This is a genomic window from Pseudomonas sp. MWU12-3103b, from assembly GCF_023100615.1.
Lineage (GTDB): Bacteria > Pseudomonadota > Gammaproteobacteria > Pseudomonadales > Pseudomonadaceae > Aquipseudomonas > Aquipseudomonas putida_A.
In genome coordinates this window covers 1-17,594 of sequence record NZ_JALMEY010000012.1, presented here as the reverse complement: position 1 = coordinate 17,594, position 17,594 = coordinate 1, and the positions used below count along the sequence as shown (strand labels likewise).

Annotated in this window: 13 protein-coding genes; 8 read left to right on the top strand and 5 right to left on the bottom strand. The window is 61.3% G+C overall.

What is annotated here, in order from left to right; all coding sequences use genetic code 11:
* Positions 1-52: 52 nt before the first annotated feature.
* A complete protein-coding gene (locus tag M0808_RS18535; RefSeq protein ID WP_247842102.1) occupies positions 53-1,201 on the top strand; it encodes a pyridoxal phosphate-dependent aminotransferase in 1,149 nt (382 codons plus the stop codon).
* Complete coding sequence (locus M0808_RS18530) at positions 1,189-1,980, top strand: amidohydrolase (protein ID WP_247842101.1); 792 nt, start codon at positions 1,189-1,191, stop codon at positions 1,978-1,980. Before M0808_RS18535 ends, M0808_RS18530 begins: the two co-directional genes overlap by 13 nt.
* A 177-nt stretch (positions 1,981-2,157) precedes the next feature.
* Here M0808_RS18530 and leuA read toward each other — a convergent pair whose 3' ends face one another.
* From leuA to M0808_RS18510, 4 genes are all read right to left on the bottom strand, one after another.
* Complete coding sequence (leuA, locus tag M0808_RS18525; protein ID WP_027612129.1) at positions 2,158-3,837, bottom strand: 2-isopropylmalate synthase; 1,680 nt, start codon at positions 3,835-3,837, stop codon at positions 2,158-2,160.
* Between the two features lie 464 nt (positions 3,838-4,301).
* Positions 4,302-5,126 carry a peptidoglycan DD-metalloendopeptidase family protein gene (locus M0808_RS18520; protein WP_027612128.1) on the bottom strand — a complete coding sequence of 275 codons (825 nt, stop codon included), beginning with the start codon at positions 5,124-5,126 and terminating at the stop codon, positions 4,302-4,304.
* Between the two features lie 3 nt (positions 5,127-5,129).
* Positions 5,130-6,509, bottom strand: a complete 1,380-nt coding sequence (gene xseA / locus M0808_RS18515; protein WP_247842100.1) for an exodeoxyribonuclease VII large subunit — start codon at positions 6,507-6,509, stop codon at positions 5,130-5,132.
* Positions 6,510-6,540: 31 nt separating this feature from the next.
* The gene (locus tag M0808_RS18510; RefSeq protein WP_247842099.1) at positions 6,541-7,455 is read right to left on the bottom strand and encodes a LysR family transcriptional regulator; all 915 of its coding nucleotides are present in this window, start codon (positions 7,453-7,455) and stop codon (positions 6,541-6,543) included.
* Positions 7,456-7,555: 100 nt separating this feature from the next.
* On the opposite strand from M0808_RS18510, the gene M0808_RS18505 reads away from it, so the two are divergent.
* From M0808_RS18505 to guaA, 4 genes are all read left to right on the top strand, one after another.
* Positions 7,556-8,329, top strand: a complete 774-nt coding sequence (locus tag M0808_RS18505; protein WP_247842098.1) for a sulfite exporter TauE/SafE family protein — start codon at positions 7,556-7,558, stop codon at positions 8,327-8,329.
* Positions 8,330-8,473: 144 nt separating this feature from the next.
* Positions 8,474-9,022: a sugar ABC transporter ATPase gene (locus M0808_RS18500; protein ID WP_096795528.1), complete on the top strand. Its 549-nt coding sequence runs from the start codon at positions 8,474-8,476 to the stop codon at positions 9,020-9,022.
* Positions 9,023-9,138: 116 nt separating this feature from the next.
* Positions 9,139-10,608 carry an IMP dehydrogenase gene (gene guaB / locus M0808_RS18495; protein WP_027612123.1) on the top strand — a complete coding sequence of 490 codons (1,470 nt, stop codon included), beginning with the start codon at positions 9,139-9,141 and terminating at the stop codon, positions 10,606-10,608.
* Positions 10,609-10,707: 99 nt separating this feature from the next.
* Positions 10,708-12,285: a glutamine-hydrolyzing GMP synthase gene (guaA, locus tag M0808_RS18490; protein ID WP_027612122.1), complete on the top strand. Its 1,578-nt coding sequence runs from the start codon at positions 10,708-10,710 to the stop codon at positions 12,283-12,285.
* An 82-nt stretch (positions 12,286-12,367) separates the two neighbouring features.
* On the opposite strand, the gene M0808_RS18485 is transcribed toward guaA, so the two are convergent.
* Positions 12,368-15,310, bottom strand: a complete 2,943-nt coding sequence (locus tag M0808_RS18485; RefSeq protein WP_247842097.1) for a membrane-targeted effector domain-containing toxin — start codon at positions 15,308-15,310, stop codon at positions 12,368-12,370.
* A gap of 226 nt (positions 15,311-15,536) precedes the next feature.
* On the opposite strand from M0808_RS18485, the gene M0808_RS18480 reads away from it, so the two are divergent.
* Positions 15,537-16,913 carry a multicopper oxidase family protein gene (locus M0808_RS18480; protein ID WP_095136913.1) on the top strand — a complete coding sequence of 459 codons (1,377 nt, stop codon included), beginning with the start codon at positions 15,537-15,539 and terminating at the stop codon, positions 16,911-16,913.
* Positions 16,913-17,413 carry a tRNA adenosine(34) deaminase TadA gene (gene tadA / locus M0808_RS18475; RefSeq protein WP_247842096.1) on the top strand — a complete coding sequence of 167 codons (501 nt, stop codon included), beginning with the start codon at positions 16,913-16,915 and terminating at the stop codon, positions 17,411-17,413. The genes M0808_RS18480 and tadA overlap by 1 nt, the downstream gene beginning before the upstream one ends.
* Positions 17,414-17,594: the final 181 nt, after the last annotated feature.

Below are 17,594 nucleotides of genomic sequence, written 5' to 3'. Positions count from 1 at the left end.
CGGGCTCTCCCGCGCCGCCGTCAGAGCCGGGTGTAGAGCAGGGAACCCCTCGATGATCACCAGTAAGCTGCCGAATGTCGGCATCACTATTTTCACGCAGATGTCTCAGCTCGCGGCGCAGACCGGAGCGATCAACCTGTCCCAGGGTTTTCCTGATTTCGACGGCCCGCAGTCTCTGCGTGACGCGGTCGGTCGGCATATCGCCAGCGGCCATAACCAGTATTCACCGATGACCGGTCTGCCGGCGCTGCGCGAGCAGATCGCGGCGAAAATCGCGCGCAGCTATGGCGTGAAAGTCGATGCCGACAGCGAAGTGACCGTGACGCCGGGCGCGACCCAGGCGATCTTCTGTGCAATTCAGGCGGTTATCCACAGCGGCGATGAAGTCATCGTGTTCGACCCGTGCTACGACAGTTATGACCCGGCGACGCAGTTGGCGGGCGGCCGCTGCGTGCATGTGCAGCTGAACCCGCGCGATTTCTCCATCGACTTCGACAAGCTCGCCGCGGCCCTCAGCCCGCGCACGAAAATGATCGTCATCAACACCCCGCACAACCCGAGCGGTGCACTGATCAGCCGTGCCGAGCTCGATCAACTGGCGGAATTGATCCGTGGTCGCGACATCTACCTGATCAGCGACGAGGTGTACGAACATCTGGTGTTCGACGGCGTGCCGCATGTCAGCGTACTGTCCCACGAAGAGCTGTACCAGCGAGCGTTTGTGGTCAGCTCGTTCGGCAAGACTTACCACGTCACCGGCTGGAAAACCGGCTACGTGGTCGCGCCCCCGGCGCTGACCGCCGAGTTGCGCAAGGTGCACCAGTACGTTAGTTTCTGCGGCGTCACCCCGCTGCAATACGCCCTGGCCGATTACATGGCCGAGCACCCGGAACACGTCGAAGAGCTGCCGGGTTTCTATCAGGCCAAGCGCGACCTGTTCTGCGATTTGCTGGCGCCGTCGCGCTTCACTTTTACCCGCGTCACCGGCACGTATTTTCAGTTGGTCGACTACTCGCAGATCCGCCCTGACTTGAACGACGTCGACATGGCGATCTGGATGACCCGCGAACACGGCGTGGCGAGCATTCCGGTGTCGGTGTTCTACCAGAATCCACCCGAAGGCCAGCGCCTGGTGCGCCTGTGCTTTGCCAAACGCGAGGAGACGCTGCGCGAAGCAGCGGCAAAACTATGCGTGATCTGAGTGCATTGCCCGATCTCCATCTGGCGCTGATCCAGACCAGTCTGGCCTGGCATGACCGTCAGGCCAATCTCGAGCACTTCGAGGTGCTGCTGGAGCAGGCCCGAGGCGCCGACCTGATCATCCTGCCGGAGATGTTCACCACTGGTTTCTCCATGGAGTCGGAAACCCTCGCCGAAGCCGAGCATGGCCCGACCAGCAAGTGGATGAAGGCGCAGGCCGCGAAGCTGAATGCGGTGATCACCGGCAGCGTGATCATTCAGGCGGCGGACGGCAGCCATCGCAATCGCCTGCTGTGGGCACGCCCGGACGGCGAAGTCTGGCATTACGACAAGCGCCACCTGTTCCGCATGGCCGGTGAGCACAACCACTACACCCCCGGCGAGCGCCAGGTGCAGTTCGAACTCAAGGGCTGGCGCATCCGGCCGCTGATTTGCTACGACTTGCGCTTCCCGGTGTGGAGTCGCGACGCGCAGGACACAGATCTGCTGCTGTACACCGCCAACTGGCCGGGTGCCCGGCGTCTTCACTGGAACCGCTTGTTGCCGGCGCGGGCGATTGAAAACCTGTGCTACGTGGCGGCGGTGAACCGGATCGGCACCGACGGCAAGGGCTTCGCTTATACCGGCGACAGTCAGGTGCTGGATTTCCAGGGCGAGACGTTGCTGGCGGCGGGGGAGGCGGACGGCGTGTTCAAGGTTGTGCTGGAGGCCGCGCCATTGGCGGCGTATCGCGAGCGCTTTCCGGCCAATCTGGATGCGGATACCTTCGAGTTCACCTGATACTCGCAGCGCCTGTCAGGACGCCTTCGCGAGCAGGCTCGCTCCCACAGGTAGAGCGCAATACCCTGTGGGAGCGGGCTTGCTCGCGAAGAGGTCAAATCAGGCAATACAAAACCAGCAGGCATAAAAAAGGCCCCGGAGTTCACACTCCGGGGCCTTTTGCATTTCAGCGATATCTTAAGCCGCTTTCGCCTCAGGCTGGCTCAACGAGCGGTTCAGCGCACTGAACAGCGCCTTGAAGCTGGCGGTAGTAATGTTTTCATCGATACCCACGCCGTGCACCGCACGTTCGCCATTCACGCGCAGCTCGATGTACGCGGCTGCCTTGGCGTTGGTGCCCGCGCCGATCGCGTGTTCGTTGTAGTCCATGATCTCCACCGGAATCGGCAGGCCGGCCACCAGTGCTTCCAGCGCACCGTTGCCCTTGCCGCGCCAGTGCAGGTTGGTTTCGCCCTGACCCTTGCTCGCCACTTCCACTTCGACGGCGCTGTTGCCGTTTTCTTCCTGCAGGCGATGGCTGACCAGCGCGTACGGGGTGTTGGCTTGCAGGTATTCGCTGATCAACAGCGAGTGGATCTGCTTGGCGGTCATTTCCAGGCCGAGGCGATCGGTTTCCCGCTGCACCACCTGGCTGAACTCGATCTGCATGCGACGCGGCAGGCTGATGCCGTATTCCTGCTCCAGCAGGTAGGCGATACCGCCCTTGCCCGACTGGCTGTTCACACGAATCACCGCCTCATAGCTGCGACCGATGTCGGCCGGGTCGATCGGCAGGTACGGCACTTCCCACAGGGTGTCCGGTTTCTGCTGGGCGAAGCCCTTGCGGATCGCGTCCTGGTGCGAGCCGGAGAATGCGGTGTGTACCAGATCGCCGACGTACGGGTGACGCGGGTGTACCTGGATCTGGTTGCACTCTTCGACGACTTTGCGCACGCCGTCGATGTCGGAGAAGTCCAGTTCAGGGTCGACGCCCTGGGTGTACATGTTCAGGGCCACAGTGACGAGGTCAACGTTACCGGTACGCTCGCCGTTGCCGAACAGGCAGCCTTCGACGCGATCCGCGCCAGCCATCAGGCCCAGCTCGGTAGCGGCGACGCCGGTGCCACGGTCGTTGTGGGTGTGCAGGCTGATGATCACGCTGTCACGACGGTTGATGTTGCGGCCGAACCATTCGATCTGGTCGGCGTAGACGTTCGGCGTTGCGCATTCAACGGTGGCCGGCAAGTTGAGGATCATCTTGTGCTCAGGCGTCGGGTTCCAGACCTCGATCACCGCGTCACAGACTTCCTTGGCAAACTCCAGCTCGGTGGCGCTGAAGGTTTCCGGGGAGTATTCGAAAGTCCACTCGGTGTCCGGCTGCATCGCCGCGTACTTGACGAACAGCTTGGCGGCGTTGACCGCGATGGCCTTGATGCCGTCCTTGTCCTGGTTGAAGACGATGCGACGGAAAGACGGCGAGGTGGCGTTGTACAGGTGGACGATGGCTTTCTTCGCCCCGCGCAGGGATTCGAAGGTGCGCTCGATCAAGTCTTCACGGCCCTGGGTCAGCACCTGAATGGTGGTGTCGTCCGGGATGTGGCCTTCTTCGATCAGGGTACGCACGAAGTCGAAGTCGGTTTGCGAAGCGGCCGGGAACGAGGCTTCGATTTCCTTCACACCCACCTGAACGAGGGTTTTCCAGAAGCGCAGCTTCTTCACCGCGTCCATCGGCTCGATGAGCGACTGGTTGCCGTCACGCAGATCGGAGCTGCACCAGATCGGCGCGGCGTCGATGGTTTTCGACGGCCAGGTGCGATCCGGCAGATTGATGACGGGGAACGCGCGGTATTTCGAAGACGGGTCTTTGAGCATGCTCATCGGGAAATTCCTTATTGTCTGGGCCGAAAAGAGGCGGCCTGCCGGTGGAACGAATGTTCGGGGAACAGCTTGGGACGAGGCGCAGCGATTCAGCCCGGCAGTCGTGCGCTGACGAGGCACAAACTACGGTGCTGGCGAAGCTGAATAAGGGTGTGAGAGGTTTTCATGCCTTCAACCCTAACCGCGAGGGGAGAGGATGGCAAGCAGTCGAAAAAAATTGAGAGGAATACTCGAAAAGCTGCGATCGGCGCGATTTTATTGTGCTTCAGGCGGATGATCTTATTGATGTTTGCGCGGGGTTGGATTGGGGCGCAATTGAAACTGGTGGGGTGTGAGCAGTATTTGCGGTGTGGGATGGGCCGCCTTCGCGAGCAAGCCCGCTCCCACAGTTGATCGTGTTCACAACACAAATCCAGTGTGGGAGGGGGCTTGCTCCCGAAGGGGCCGGTAGCCTCAATCAGGAATTACGGTTGGAACGCACCAATGAAAATCGCCGGATCCACCCGCGCATCGTTCAGGCTGATGTTCCAGTGCATGTGCGGCCCGGTCGCCCGGCCGGTCGAGCCGACCTTGCCAACCACCGCGCCCCGGGCCAGTTGATCGCCGACTTTCACGTCGATTTTCGACATGTGGCAGAACATGCTGATAAAGCCCTGTCCGTGATCGACAAACACCGTGTTGCCGTTGAAGAAATAGTTGCCGGTCAGAATCACTTTGCCCGCCGCCGGAGTCTTGATCGGCGTGCCGGCCGGCACCGCAAAGTCGAGGCCGGCATGGGGGTTGCGCTCTTCGCCATTGAAGAAACGGCGCACACCGAACTTGCTCGACAGCGGCCCGTTGACCGGTTTGTCCAGCAGCAGGTTGCTCGGGGTATTCGGACTGAAGCTGCGGTAGGCCTTGATCTGCTCGGCCAGTTCACCCTCGATGCGCTTGAGGTTGGCCGGGTTCGGATTGACCTGTTGAGTGTTCTTCAGGGTGATGTGCTGTTCCGGGTATTTCTTGTTGCCAACCGTGAACGGCAGATTGCGTCCGCCGCTGCTGATCTGCTGGCTGCCGGGTTTGACCGTCAGCGGCACACCGACAATCGCCAGCCAGTTGTTCTGTTCTTTCACCACCAGCACCGGTTTGCCCTGATAGGTGGCTTTTGGTGCCTGCGCGGCGCTGCCCAGATCGACCACCGCGACGCCGCCCGGCACCGGTTTGTTCAGCAAACGGGTGATGTAGCTGTCGGCGTGGGCGTTGAAGGAGGTCAGGCACAGCAACAATAACGGAGCAAAAAAACGCGGCATGGATCAGTCCAGTAAAGAAAGAGTGACAGGCGTCAGGTGGTTGTCCTCGACGCGCACTTGCAGTTCGCCTTCGCCCAGCTTGGCTTTCAGGCGCTGCCCGTTGTGGGTCTGCGCGGCGTTGCGGATGGCCTGGCCGCGTTCATCCAGCAGAATGCTGTAGCCACGGCCGAGGGTCGCCAGCGGACTGACCACATGCAGCGTCTGCATCTGGCTGTGCAGTTGCAGGCGACGGCTTTTCAGGCCTTCGCGCATGGCTCGCGGCAGGCGTTCGGCGAGGCTGTCGAGGCGCTGACGCAGCATCGCCAGTTGGCGTCCCGGGTGTTGCCCGGCGAGGCGGGTTTCCAGACGGATCAAACGCTCGCGGCGGGTATTCAGTTGGCGCTCGAAAGCCCGGCGCATACGCATGTCCAGGTCATCCAGGCGTTGTGCTTGCTGACGCAGGCGTTCGCCGGGGTGGCGCAGACGGCGGGCCATGCCTTCCAGGCGCAAACGATCGCGCATCAGCCGGTCGCGCATGCGCATCACCAGACGCCGGTGCAGACTTTCGACCTGACGGATCAGGTGGCTCGAATCCGGGGCCAGCAGTTCGGCGGCGGCGGAGGGCGTTGGGGCGCGCACGTCAGCCACGAAGTCACTGATCGACACGTCGGTTTCATGCCCGACGGCGCTGACAATCGGCGTCACGCAGGCATCGACCGCCCGGGCCACGGCTTCTTCGTTGAAGCACCAGAGGTCTTCCAGCGAACCACCGCCCCGGGCGAGGATCAATGCGTCGAAACCACGGGCGTCGGCCAGTTTCAGCGCGCGGACGATTTGCGCGGTGGCTTCACGGCCCTGCACGGCAGTCGGGATCAGCGTCAGTTGCACCTGCGGCGCCCGCCGGCGGAACACGCTGATGATGTCGCGAATCACCGCGCCGGTCGGCGAACTGATGATGCCGATGCGTTGCGGATGCGCCGGCAGCGGCACTTTGCGTTCGGCACTGAACAGACCTTCGGCGCTGAGCTTTTCCTTCAGTGCGTCGAAGGCCAGGCGCAGCGCGCCGTCACCGGCCGGCTCCACGGTATCGAGAATCAGCTGATAGTCGCCACGGCCTTCGAACAGCGAGACCTTGCCGCGTACCTTCACGGCCAGACCGTCCTTCAGCGCCTGACGCACCCGCGCCGCATTATTGCGGAACAGCGCGCAACGCACCTGCGCACCGCTGTCTTTGAGGGTGAAATACACGTGACCGGACGCCGGGCGGGCGAGGTTGGAGATTTCGCCTTCGACCCAAATGTTGCTGAACACGTCTTCGAGCAACACCCGCGCGCGGCCGTTGAGCTGGCTGACGGTCAGGACTTCACGGTCCAGGCCAAGTCTTGCAAAGGGATCTTTAATCATGGGGCGCAGTTTAAGGGCATTTGCCTGTCGATCACCATGACCCAACACAAAACCCCTTGTGGGGAGGATTTGTGAAGGTCTGGATGAAGTGTTGAACCAGTGGCGTGGGGTTCTGGCGATAGGCGAGGGCCACGGTGCTTTGGCAATCGGGATCACTCAGCGGCAGAAATCGTACGCCGGGCGGGGCAATGTCCTGCATCGACTCGGGCAACAGGGCAATGCCGAATCCAGCCTGGATCAACTGCAACTGCGTAGTCTTGCGCGACATCACCCGGGCTGCTTTGGGGAAGAAGCCCTGACGCATACACAGGTCGGCACACAAATAGCTGAGCCCGCCACGCTGCGGATGCGGGATCGAGATAAACGGCTCGTCCTTCAGTTGCGCCAATTCGACAGCGGCTGAATCGGCCAGGCGATGATCGTTCGGCACCGCCAGCAGCAGGCGTTCGGTGAACAATGGCACAACCTGAATACCTTCACGCTGACGCAGTACCGGCAGGCGCAACAGGCCAATGTCCAGGCGTCCTTCCGCGAGTTCCTCAAGCTGCGCCTCGGAGGACAGCTTGCCGATGTCCAGCGACACGCCCTGCTGCTGATCGAGATAAGTGCTGATCCGACGTAATAAATGCCCGTTGATCGACACGGTGCTGGAATGACTCAGACGCAGCGTGCCCAGTTGTCCGTTACCGACTTCGGTCGCCATCGTGCTGGCTTTGCTCAGTTCGTTGAGCAGGTTTCTGGCCCGGGGCAGAAACGCCTCACCCGCCGCTGTGAGCCGGGGCTGGCGTGCAGTGCGTTCGAACAGCGGGGTTTGCAGGCGCGCTTCCATGTCCTTGATCTGCCGGCTCAGCGCCGACTGCGCGATGAACAGGCGTTCAGCCGCGGCGCTGAAGCTGCCGCATTCGGCGATTTCCACGAAATAGCGCAGTTGACGGGTTGAAAGCACCAGGTATGCCTTTTTGAGATGGGTGGGCGACTTTGATCATATTAGTCGCAAGGCTTGGCGCTGGCTAAAGTCATCACAGGCTTATAAAGGAAGCGGACCGATGAGCGTGGCGGGGTTGTTGAGCGAGTGGACGTGGGGCGCGGGCGGCTGGGCGGTGATCGGGCTGGGCATCGCACTGGCCTATATCGTGTTCGGGATTGCCGGGTTCGGTACCGCACTGGTCGCGGGGCCGATTCTGATTCTGTTCATGCCGTTGTCGAAAATCGTGCCGCTGCTGGTGCTGCTGGATTTCGTCGCGGCGTTCGGCAATCTGCTGCCCTCGCGCCGGGATGTGGCGAAACCCGAATTGTTGCGGCTGCTGCCGTGCATGGCGGTGGGGTGCACGTTGGGGGTGATTTTCCTGCTTAACCTCAAATCCGATCTGTTGTTGCTGTTGATGGGGTTATTCGTCAGCACTTATGCGGTTTACAGCCTGTGGGTGAAAACCCGGCCGACGCAGTTGTCTGCCGCATGGGCGTTGCCGATGGGCACGGTAGGCGGCCTGTTTGGCGCGCTGTTTGGCAGTGGCGGCTTTCTATATGCGATCTATCTCAACAGCCGCCTGCCCAAGGACGCGGCGCGGGCTACGCAAAGTGCGCTGATCAGTTGCAGCACGGTGGTGCGTTTGAGTCTGTTCGCCATCGCCGGGGTGTATGCCGAGCTACCCTTGTTGATGCTGGCGCTGTGTCTGTTGCCGGCCATGGTGCTGGGCCTGTGGATCGGGCGGCGGTTGACGATGCGCTTGTCGCGCGAGGCGTTTGTGCGATTGGTGACCTGGCTGGTGCTGGCGAGCGGGATTGCGTTGATCGGGCGCTACATTATTAGTATGGCGTGAGCACTTGACCGGATTTCGTCAGGGATTAAGCTGCCGGCCTTTAGGGCCCCTTCGCGGGCAAGCCCGCTCCCACATTGGAATGCATGTTCCTGTGGGAGCGGGCTTGCTCGCGAAAGCGTCAGAAGCCATACCGCAGGACTTTCCATGAATTCGCAAAGCATCATCGTCCCGAAAATCTCCACCCTGCCGGTCCACGAACCCCGGGCGCGGGCGATCGTGCGCTGGCTGGTGCGCAAGAACATCATCGAAGAACAGCTGACCACTTGCGGCCGCACCGGCAATCGCATGGCCCATGCGATTGCCGACGGCGCGCGTGCGGTGGTGCTGCACCCCGAGGCGCTGCCCTTCGGTGAGCCGGTCAATGGACTGGAGATCATCGTCAAGCGCTGCATCTACACGCCGGCCAAGGGCTTTCTCGAAGAAGCCGGGTGCGCCGAGTGCCGCCGCGAAGTTGGCGAAGCGCTGTTCGAAAGCCTGGAAGACTGGTTTCCAGGCCGCACCGACAACTTCACCTGCCCGGAATGCGGGCATGAAGACGACATCAACGGCTTTCTGTTCTTGCAGGAATGTGCGTTTTCCAACCTCGGCTTCATCTTCAACAACTGGCTGGAAGCCGGGTTCAAGCAGAGCTTTATCGATGAGTTCGCCGATTGGCTCGATCAACCTGTCTCTTGGGTCAAGGTGGAGCTTTAGCAGCGGGGGTCTCCGTATATCAGCAACATTGATATTAAGCTGAGTTTTACATTGAACAGCAGGGGGTGTCTGACTATAATGGCGCGCTTCCATTTTCCCGCTCGGGAGCCCCCGCGATGCTGCGTATCAGCCAAGAAGCTCTGACATTCGACGACATTCTCCTAGTGCCTGGTTATTCCGAGGTGCTTCCTAACGAAGTCAGTCTCAAGACCCGCCTTACCCGTGGCATCGAGCTGAATATTCCTCTGGTTTCTGCCGCCATGGACACCGTTACTGAAGCCCGTCTGGCAATCGCCATGGCTCAGGAAGGTGGTATCGGTATCATCCACAAGAACATGACCATCGAGCAGCAAGCTGCCGAAGTGCGTAAGGTCAAGAAGTTCGAAGCCGGCGTCGTGAAAGATCCGATCACCATCGAGGCTGATGCCACGGTGCGTGACCTGTTCGAACTGACCCGCATGCACAACATTTCCGGCGTTCCGGTGCTGCACGATGGCGACCTGGTCGGCATCGTCACCTCCCGTGACGTCCGCTTCGAAACCCGTCTGGAAGCCACCGTACGTGAAGTGATGACGCCTAAAGAGCGTCTGGTCACCGTGCGTGAAGGCGCCGACAAGAACGAAGTCCGCGAGTTGCTGCACAAGCACCGCCTGGAAAAAGTCCTGATCGTCGACGACAAGTTTGCCCTCAAAGGCATGATGACCGTCAAAGACATCGAAAAAGCCAAAGCCTACCCGCTGGCCAGCAAGGACGATCAAGGTCGTCTGCGCGTTGGCGCTGCCGTCGGTACCGGTAAAGACACCGGTGACCGCGTTGCCGCGCTGGTCAACGCCGGTGTGGACGTGGTGGTGGTCGACACCGCACACGGTCACTCCAAGGGCGTGATCGACCGCGTTCGCTGGGTCAAAGAGAATTTCCCTGAAGTGCAGGTGATCGGCGGCAACATCGCCACCGGCGCAGCCGCCAAGGCCCTGGCCGAAGCGGGTGCCGATGCGGTCAAGGTCGGTATCGGCCCTGGCTCGATCTGCACCACCCGTATCGTCGCCGGTGTCGGCGTGCCGCAAATCAGTGCCATCGCCAACGTCGCCGCTGCCCTTGAAGGCACTGGCGTGCCGTTGATCGCCGACGGCGGCATCCGGTTCTCCGGTGACCTGTCCAAGGCCATCGTCGCTGGGGCGTCCTGCGTGATGATGGGTTCGATGTTCGCCGGTACTGAAGAAGCCCCGGGCGAGATCGAACTGTTCCAGGGCCGTTCGTACAAGGCTTATCGCGGCATGGGTTCGCTGGGCGCCATGTCCCAGGCGCAAGGTTCTTCCGACCGTTACTTCCAGGACTCCTCGGCAGGCGCCGAGAAGCTCGTTCCGGAAGGGATCGAAGGCCGTGTGCCGTACAAAGGCACCCTGACGGCGATCATTCACCAGTTGATGGGCGGTCTGCGTTCCTCGATGGGTTACACCGGCAGCGCCAACATCGAAGAAATGCGCACCAAGCCTGAGTTCGTGCGGATCACCGGTGCCGGTATGGCCGAATCCCACGTTCACGACGTGCAGATCACCAAAGAAGCGCCAAACTACCGCGTAGGTTGATGCTTCAAGCAAATCGTTAAGCAACCGGGGCTGTTTTATTCAGCCCCGAGTTGTTTCTGAATCACGACTGTTTCTGAATTACTTAGACGAGACTGAATCATGGCCCTCGACATTCACGCTCACCGCATCCTGATCCTCGACTTCGGTTCGCAATACACCCAACTGATTGCCCGCCGCGTGCGCGAGATCGGTGTGTATTGCGAGCTGCACCCGTTCGACATGGACGAAGAGGCGATCCGCGAATTCGCACCTAAAGGCGTCATCCTCGCCGGCGGCCCCGAGTCCGTGCACGAAGCCAACAGCCCGCGCTGCCCACAGGCAGTCTTCGATCTGGGCGTGCCGGTCTTCGGTATCTGCTACGGCATGCAGACCATGGCCGAGCAACTGGGCGGCAAGGTTGAAGGTTCCGAGCTGCGTGAGTTCGGTTACGCCCGCGTTGACGTAGTCGGCAAGAGCCGCCTGCTCGACGGCATCGAGGACCACATCGACGCCGACGGCCTGTTCGGTCTCGACGTGTGGATGAGCCACGGTGACAAGGTCACCAAGATGCCGGAAGACTTCCACATCCTGGCCAGCACCCCAAGCTGCCCGATCGCCGGCATGTTCAATGACGAACGCGCTTACTACGGCGTGCAGTTCCACCCGGAAGTGACCCACACCAAGCAGGGCGGCCGCATCCTCTCGCGCTTCGTGCTCGACATCTGCGGCTGTGAAGCCCTGTGGACTCCGTCGAAGATCGCTGAAGACGCCATCGCCAACATCCGCGCACAGGTCGGCACCGACAACGTGCTGCTGGGTCTGTCCGGCGGCGTTGACTCCTCGGTGGTTGCGGCGCTGCTGCACAAAGCCATCGGCGACCAACTGACCTGCGTCTTCGTCGACAATGGCCTGCTGCGTCTGCACGAAGGCGAGCAAGTGATGGCCATGTTCGCCGAGAACATGGGCGTCAAGGTGATCCGCGCCAACGCGGAAGACCAGTTCCTGAACAACCTGGCCGGCGAAGCTGATCCAGAGAAGAAGCGCAAGATCATCGGCCGTACCTTCATCGACGTGTTCGATGCCGAATCCTGCAAGCTGGACAACATCAAGTACCTGGCGCAAGGCACGATCTACCCGGACGTGATCGAGTCGGCTGGCGCGAAAAGCGGCAAGGCCCACGTGATCAAGTCGCACCACAACGTGGGCGGCCTGCCGGAAGAAATGAACCTGAAACTGGTCGAGCCACTGCGCGAACTGTTCAAGGACGAAGTCCGTCGTCTGGGTCTGGAACTGGGCCTGCCGTACGACATGGTCTACCGTCACCCGTTCCCGGGCCCGGGTCTGGGCGTGCGCATCCTCGGTGAAGTGAAGAAGGAATACGCCGACCTGCTGCGTCGCGCCGACCATATCTTCATCGAAGAACTGCGCAAAGCCGACTGGTATCACAAAGTCAGCCAGGCCTTCGTGGTGTTCCAGCCAGTGAAATCGGTTGGCGTGGTCGGCGATGGCCGTCGTTACGCCTGGGTCGTGGCCCTGCGCGCCGTGGAAACCATCGACTTCATGACCGCACGTTGGGCACACCTGCCTTACGAACTGCTGGAAACCGTCTCCGGCCGCATCATCAATGAAATCGAAGGTATTTCGCGCGTCACTTACGACGTATCGAGCAAGCCGCCGGCGACCATTGAGTGGGAGTGATCCCGCGCAAGCCGTAAAGGCGTGATCGCCGCAACCGAAAAGCCGTGTGAAATCCGTTTCACACGGCTTTTCTGTTTTTGCGTTACAGCGGTTTTGACCAGCCACCCAGTTGCATGCCCATGTCATCCAGCGCTTGCAGCAGGGCTTTCATGCTCGGGTAGCGTTTACCGCTCACCGAAGTCCAGCCGGGGCGTTCGATGTAGAAGTGCTTGCCGTCTGTGTCGATGACGGTCCGTACCAGTTCTCGGGTGCGGCTGCGATGGACGATGAACGTCAGGTTGGGTTGCTGCTTCAGGGAGTACATGCCGTAGCGAGGCAGCAGGGTTTCGAATTCGGTCATAGTGTGCGCGGTCCAGGGTGTTTCGATTTGCAGGCGCAAGTCGCCTCTGACCAGCGCGGAACGATCGTGCGCCGTACCGCCCAAGGGCAGGATTCTCCCGGGATCGACTTCAATGCCCCGTGAAGTCCCTTCGGCGACATCCTCGACGCGAATGCCGATCGCCTCTTCCAGTTCGCTGACGCCGGCAACCCCATCAAAAGTGTTGGAGTGAGAGTTGCCCATCAGCGCCACCCATTTGTGCGCGCCGCGTGCGGACTGATCGGCACGGATCATCAGACGCGCGAAGTAATTCATCATTTTCTGCCGCGCGGTGTTGTTGCCCAATGGCAAGTCCATGCCGTTGAGTCGGTAACTCGCCATGCAATCGATGGCTTGTACATGGATCCCCTGCTTTCTGGCTTCCTTGACCAATTCCAGGAATGTGTAGCGCTCCAGCGGATCGGTCATGTTGCCGACGTCGAGTGCCTTGAGATAGGCCTCGAGTTTTTGCGGCATGTTGCCGGTGCGGAAGAATTCATCCAGCGCGGCTTGATGGAAGTCGGTCAGCAGGTGCTCCATGTACAGGCTCTTCACCTGTTTGCTGGCGAGCAATTGCATGTTCTCGATCAGCCATTGCTTGCTGCCGATGGCCGTGTGGCTCTCGCCGAGCACCAGGCCCCGGGCATGTTCGAGGATTTTCTCGATAATTTCTTCGGCGGTCGCGTCTGCCGCCAGGGCGGGCACCGGAGGACGAACGGGCAGGCGCAGCGTGCTGAAAAAATCCAGTGCATCGTGATACAGGCGTTTGCGGATGACCTTGAAGTCGCGGTAGGCATCGAACTCGTTCAGACTGTCGTAGAAATCGCGCAAGGCCTCGTCATTTAGCCCGGCCGCGCCTTCCTCCAGATGCGCCTTGAGCGGTGCGGGTACGTCGTATTGCGAGGCGGGCAGGGCGGTCAGCGGGCTGCGGCTGCTTGATCCGGCCAGTGCCGAAGGTTTGCCACCGCCGGCGAGTCCTGCGCGAGGCATGGCTTCCCATTCACCCTCAGGGTTCAGGCGTACCGGGATCGAGCGAGTAAAGCCGTGGGGGTGCTCGGGATCGATGACCGCCCAGTGTCCGCTGCCGTTGATGTCGGCTTCGTAGCGGACGTAATAGGCGGTGTCGTCCATCAGGATGGCGGTCGAGGGGTTCGAATCGAGTAGATAAATGCCCTGGAATTTTCCGGGCTCGCTCACCGGCGTAATGCCATCGAGCAACTCATTGGCTTGCCAGCTCGGCGGAATGACCGGTCGCGGGGTGTCTTCAATCAGGGGTGTGGCAATCGGCGGCTGAGGCCCACCCATCGGCGTCCCGACTTTATCGGTCAGGTCGCTCATCTCCGCCGCTTCGGCGGCATCCACCTCGGGTCCGACCTCGGCCAATGATCCCGGGCCCTTGAGTGCCAGCAGGTTGAACAGCATGTCGATGCCGCTGAGCACCGCACCGACAATTCCGGCCTTGCGCTCGGCGGCGGTTTTGCCATTGACCGCCTGATCGATGTTCAGCCCCATGTTGGCAATGCTGGCGCCGATCACCGGCAATGCGACTGGCCAGCCGACCACCGCCATTGGCCCGAACACCTTGACCCCGGCGCTGAGGTAGCCGATCCACAGCTTCTTGCGCAGGTCACCGTTGGAGGTCAGGGACAGGCTGGCTTCGGCAAACATCGCCGTGCGGGTCGAGTCACTCAGCCAGGTGAAGGCGTCGCCACTGACCGCGCGGTTGTCCTGATTGATCATCGAGTGATCGTAGCGGCCCCACGTAGCCACCAGGCGATTCATCAGGTCACCAAGATTGGCGTTGATCTGCTGCCGGTCGGCCAGCGAGAAATGCGCAAGGAATGTCTCGCGCGCCGCAGGTGTGTTCATCCGCCGCAGGATCCAGAAGTGCAGGTCGGTGGCGCTTTCCAGTACATGGAATGCATCGCTGTTGCCGGGCAGGTAGAGGATCTGCCGACCCTGGGGCATGACGAAACGCAGGACGTTGGTAGCGGCGTAACCGGCAATGTCCAGCGTGCGCACACTGTCCGGGCAAGGGTGGCTGGTCTGCAGCATTGGCAGGCTGACTGGCCACGTCAGCGGGCCGATCGCCGCTTGCGTGACGAACTGGAAATCCTCGCCACTCAGCTGACGTTTGTCCCGCGCCTGTAGCGCTTTGATCAGGAAATTGCACTTGGCCAGGGTACGAAAGTCGCTGCCGCTGGTGTTCCAGAATGCGTTCAGTTGAGCGTCGTACAGCGCGCTGAAGTCGATGCTCCAGAAGTCCTTGAGCACATCGTTGCCATGCAGGCGCACTTCATTGCGTTCATCGAAGGTACGGGCATCGGGGCCGGCAGTGTAGAAGCCGCCATAGACGTCGAGCAGGTCGGCGTTGTCCTGATCGGCGACGCGGAAACGGTGAATCACCAACTGGGTCAGGGTCATGCTTGAAGTGGGCGTGGCGTGCACGTGCTCCCAGCCGGTGAAGGCATTCGAGCTGCTTTGCGAGGCGTCGAAGCGGTGGAAATACACCTGATCCGGGTCGAGGCCGTGGACCTGGTATTTGATCAACAAGTCGCTGGCGACCTGTCGAGCAGCGTCCTGCAGGCTCGGGCAGGTCTGGATGACGGTGGCGGCAATCGCCTTGAGCGCGGCCTTGTCGGCGGCGTTGGGCATCGGGTTGGGCATGTGTTTGGGCTCTCTTTCCTTGAGAAACGGGTGGCACAGGATGGCCCGGCTGTTCGATGCATGTGCACTACATAGTTATGTCACTTGAGCAGTTGAAATCGTGTACGCGCGAGGCGCAACTGCGTCCATCCGCCGCGCTGCCCTTACTGTTTCGCAATTGCAGGTGTATCGTATTTGCCTTTTGCGGGCCCGGTGCCCGACGCAGATACGTGAGGTAGTTGAGTTCATGTCCTTTACCCGTCGCCAAATCCTCGGTGGCCTGGCCGGTCTTGTTGTCGTTGGTGTCGGAGCGGGAGGCGCGTCGCGCTACTGGCTGGGCAAGATGGCCGACGCTGACGCGGGCCACGACTACGAGCTGATCGCGGCGCCACTGGACGTCGAGCTGGTGCCGGGGCACAAGACCGAGGCCTGGGCGTTCGGCCCATCGGCGCCGGGCACCGAACTGCGTGTGCGTCAGGGCGAATGGTTGCGGGTGCGTTTCATCAACCACCTGCCGGTGGCGACCACCATTCACTGGCACGGCATCCGTTTGCCGCTGGAGATGGACGGTGTGCCGTACGTCTCGCAATTGCCGGTGCTGCCCGGTGAATATTTCGATTACAAATTCCGCGTGCCGGACGCCGGCAGCTACTGGTATCACCCGCACGTCAGCAGCAGCGAAGAGCTGGGGCGCGGGCTGGTCGGGCCGTTGATTGTCGAAGAGCGCGAGCCGACCGGTTTCAAGTACGAAAAGACCCTGAGCCTGAAGAACTGGCACATCGACGAGCAAGGCAATTTCGTCGAGTTCAGCATTCCCCGTGAAGCGGCGCGTGGCGGTACGGCGGGGCGCTTGTCGACCATCAACGGCGTGCCAACGCCGGTGATCGAGTTGCCGGCGGGGCAGATCACCCGGGTGCGTTTGCTCAACCTCGACAACACCCTGACGTATCGCATCAACATCCCCGGCGTTGAAGCGCAGATCTATGCGCTGGACGGCAACCCGATCGAGCCGCGGCCGCTGGGCAAGGAATACTGGCTCGGCCCGGGCATGCGTATTTGTCTGGCGATCAAGGCGCCGCCGGCCGGTGAAGAGTTGTCGCTGCGCAACGGCCCGGTGCGACTGGGAACCTTGCGCTCGGTGGCCAATAACGATGCGCCAACCGAGTGGCCGAAAGCCTTGCCCGCCAACCCGGTGGCCGAGCCGGATCTGGCGAATGCCGAGAAACTCAACTTCAATTTCGAATGGGTCGGTTCGGTGTCGGTGAATGTCGACAACGGTAAGCCGCCGAGCCTGTGGCAGATCAACGGCAAGGCCTGGGACATCACCGACAAGACCTGCGCCGATCGGCCGATTGCCAGCCTGAAGCTGGGCCAGAGCTACATCTTCGAACTGAAGAACATGACCCAGTACCAGCACCCGATTCACCTGCACGGCATGAGCTTCAAGGTGATTGCGTCGAACCGGCACAAGATCACGCCGTACTTCACCGACACCTATCTGCTGGGCAAGAACGAGCGTGCGCAAGTGGCGCTGGTGGCGGATAACCCGGGGGTATGGATGTTCCATTGCCACGTGATCGACCACATGGAAACCGGCCTGATGGCCGCCATCGAGGTGAAGTGATGCGTCAGATTCGCCCCGCCGCGATCATCGACCGCAGCCGTGACCGCGATTTCATGCGCGAAGCGCTGGAGCTTGCTGCCCAAGGCGCAGCCCTCGGCGAAGTGCCGGTGGGCGCGGTGCTGGTGCAGAGCGGCGAGATCATCGGGCGTGGCTACAACTGCCCGATCACCACCAGCGACCCGAGTGCCCACGCGGAAATGGTCGCGATCCGCGCTGCTGCCCAGGCCATCAACAACTATCGCCTGCCGGGCAGCACGCTGTACGTGACGCTGGAACCGTGCAGCATGTGCGCCGGGCTGATCGTGCATTCACGCATTGCCCGGGTGGTGTATGGCGCGCTGGAGCCGAAGGCCGGGATTGTGCAGAGTCAGGGCCAGTTCTTTACCCAGGGCTTTTTGAATCACCGGGTGTTGTATGAAGGTGGGGTGCTGGCGGAGGAGTGTGGGGCGGTGCTGACCGAGTTCTTCCGCGCCCGCCGAGCAAAAAGCCCCTCACCCTAACCCTCTCCCAGAGGGAGAGGGGACTGACCGGGTTGGACGGGCGAGATCCGCCGACCTGAGTTATCGAGTCGAACTCAGGTTTCGAAGAGCCCCGAGATCGGCCTCCTCTCCCAGAGGGAGAGGGGACTGACCGGGTTGGATGGGCGAGATCCGCCGACCTGAGTTATCGAGTCGAACTCAG

Excerpts from the sequence above, each read along its gene's own strand:
- M0808_RS18535 (WP_247842102.1), top strand. The coding sequence starts at position 53 with ATGATCACCAGTAAGCTGCCGAATGTCGGCATCACTATTTTCACGCAG.
- M0808_RS18520 (WP_027612128.1), bottom strand. The coding sequence starts at position 5,126 with ATGCCGCGTTTTTTTGCTCCGTTATTGTTGCTGTGCCTGACCTCCTTC.
- xseA (WP_247842100.1), bottom strand. The coding sequence starts at position 6,509 with ATGATTAAAGATCCCTTTGCAAGACTTGGCCTGGACCGTGAAGTCCTG.
- M0808_RS18530 (WP_247842101.1), top strand. The coding sequence starts at position 1,189 with ATGCGTGATCTGAGTGCATTGCCCGATCTCCATCTGGCGCTGATCCAG.
- guaA (WP_027612122.1), top strand. The coding sequence starts at position 10,708 with ATGGCCCTCGACATTCACGCTCACCGCATCCTGATCCTCGACTTCGGT.
- guaB (WP_027612123.1), top strand. The coding sequence starts at position 9,139 with ATGCTGCGTATCAGCCAAGAAGCTCTGACATTCGACGACATTCTCCTA.
- M0808_RS18505 (WP_247842098.1), top strand. The coding sequence starts at position 7,556 with ATGAGCGTGGCGGGGTTGTTGAGCGAGTGGACGTGGGGCGCGGGCGGC.
- tadA (WP_247842096.1), top strand. The coding sequence starts at position 16,913 with ATGCGTCAGATTCGCCCCGCCGCGATCATCGACCGCAGCCGTGACCGC.
- M0808_RS18480 (WP_095136913.1), top strand. The coding sequence starts at position 15,537 with ATGTCCTTTACCCGTCGCCAAATCCTCGGTGGCCTGGCCGGTCTTGTT.
- M0808_RS18485 (WP_247842097.1), bottom strand. The coding sequence starts at position 15,310 with ATGCCCAACCCGATGCCCAACGCCGCCGACAAGGCCGCGCTCAAGGCG.
- leuA (WP_027612129.1), bottom strand. The coding sequence starts at position 3,837 with ATGAGCATGCTCAAAGACCCGTCTTCGAAATACCGCGCGTTCCCCGTC.
- M0808_RS18500 (WP_096795528.1), top strand. The coding sequence starts at position 8,474 with ATGAATTCGCAAAGCATCATCGTCCCGAAAATCTCCACCCTGCCGGTC.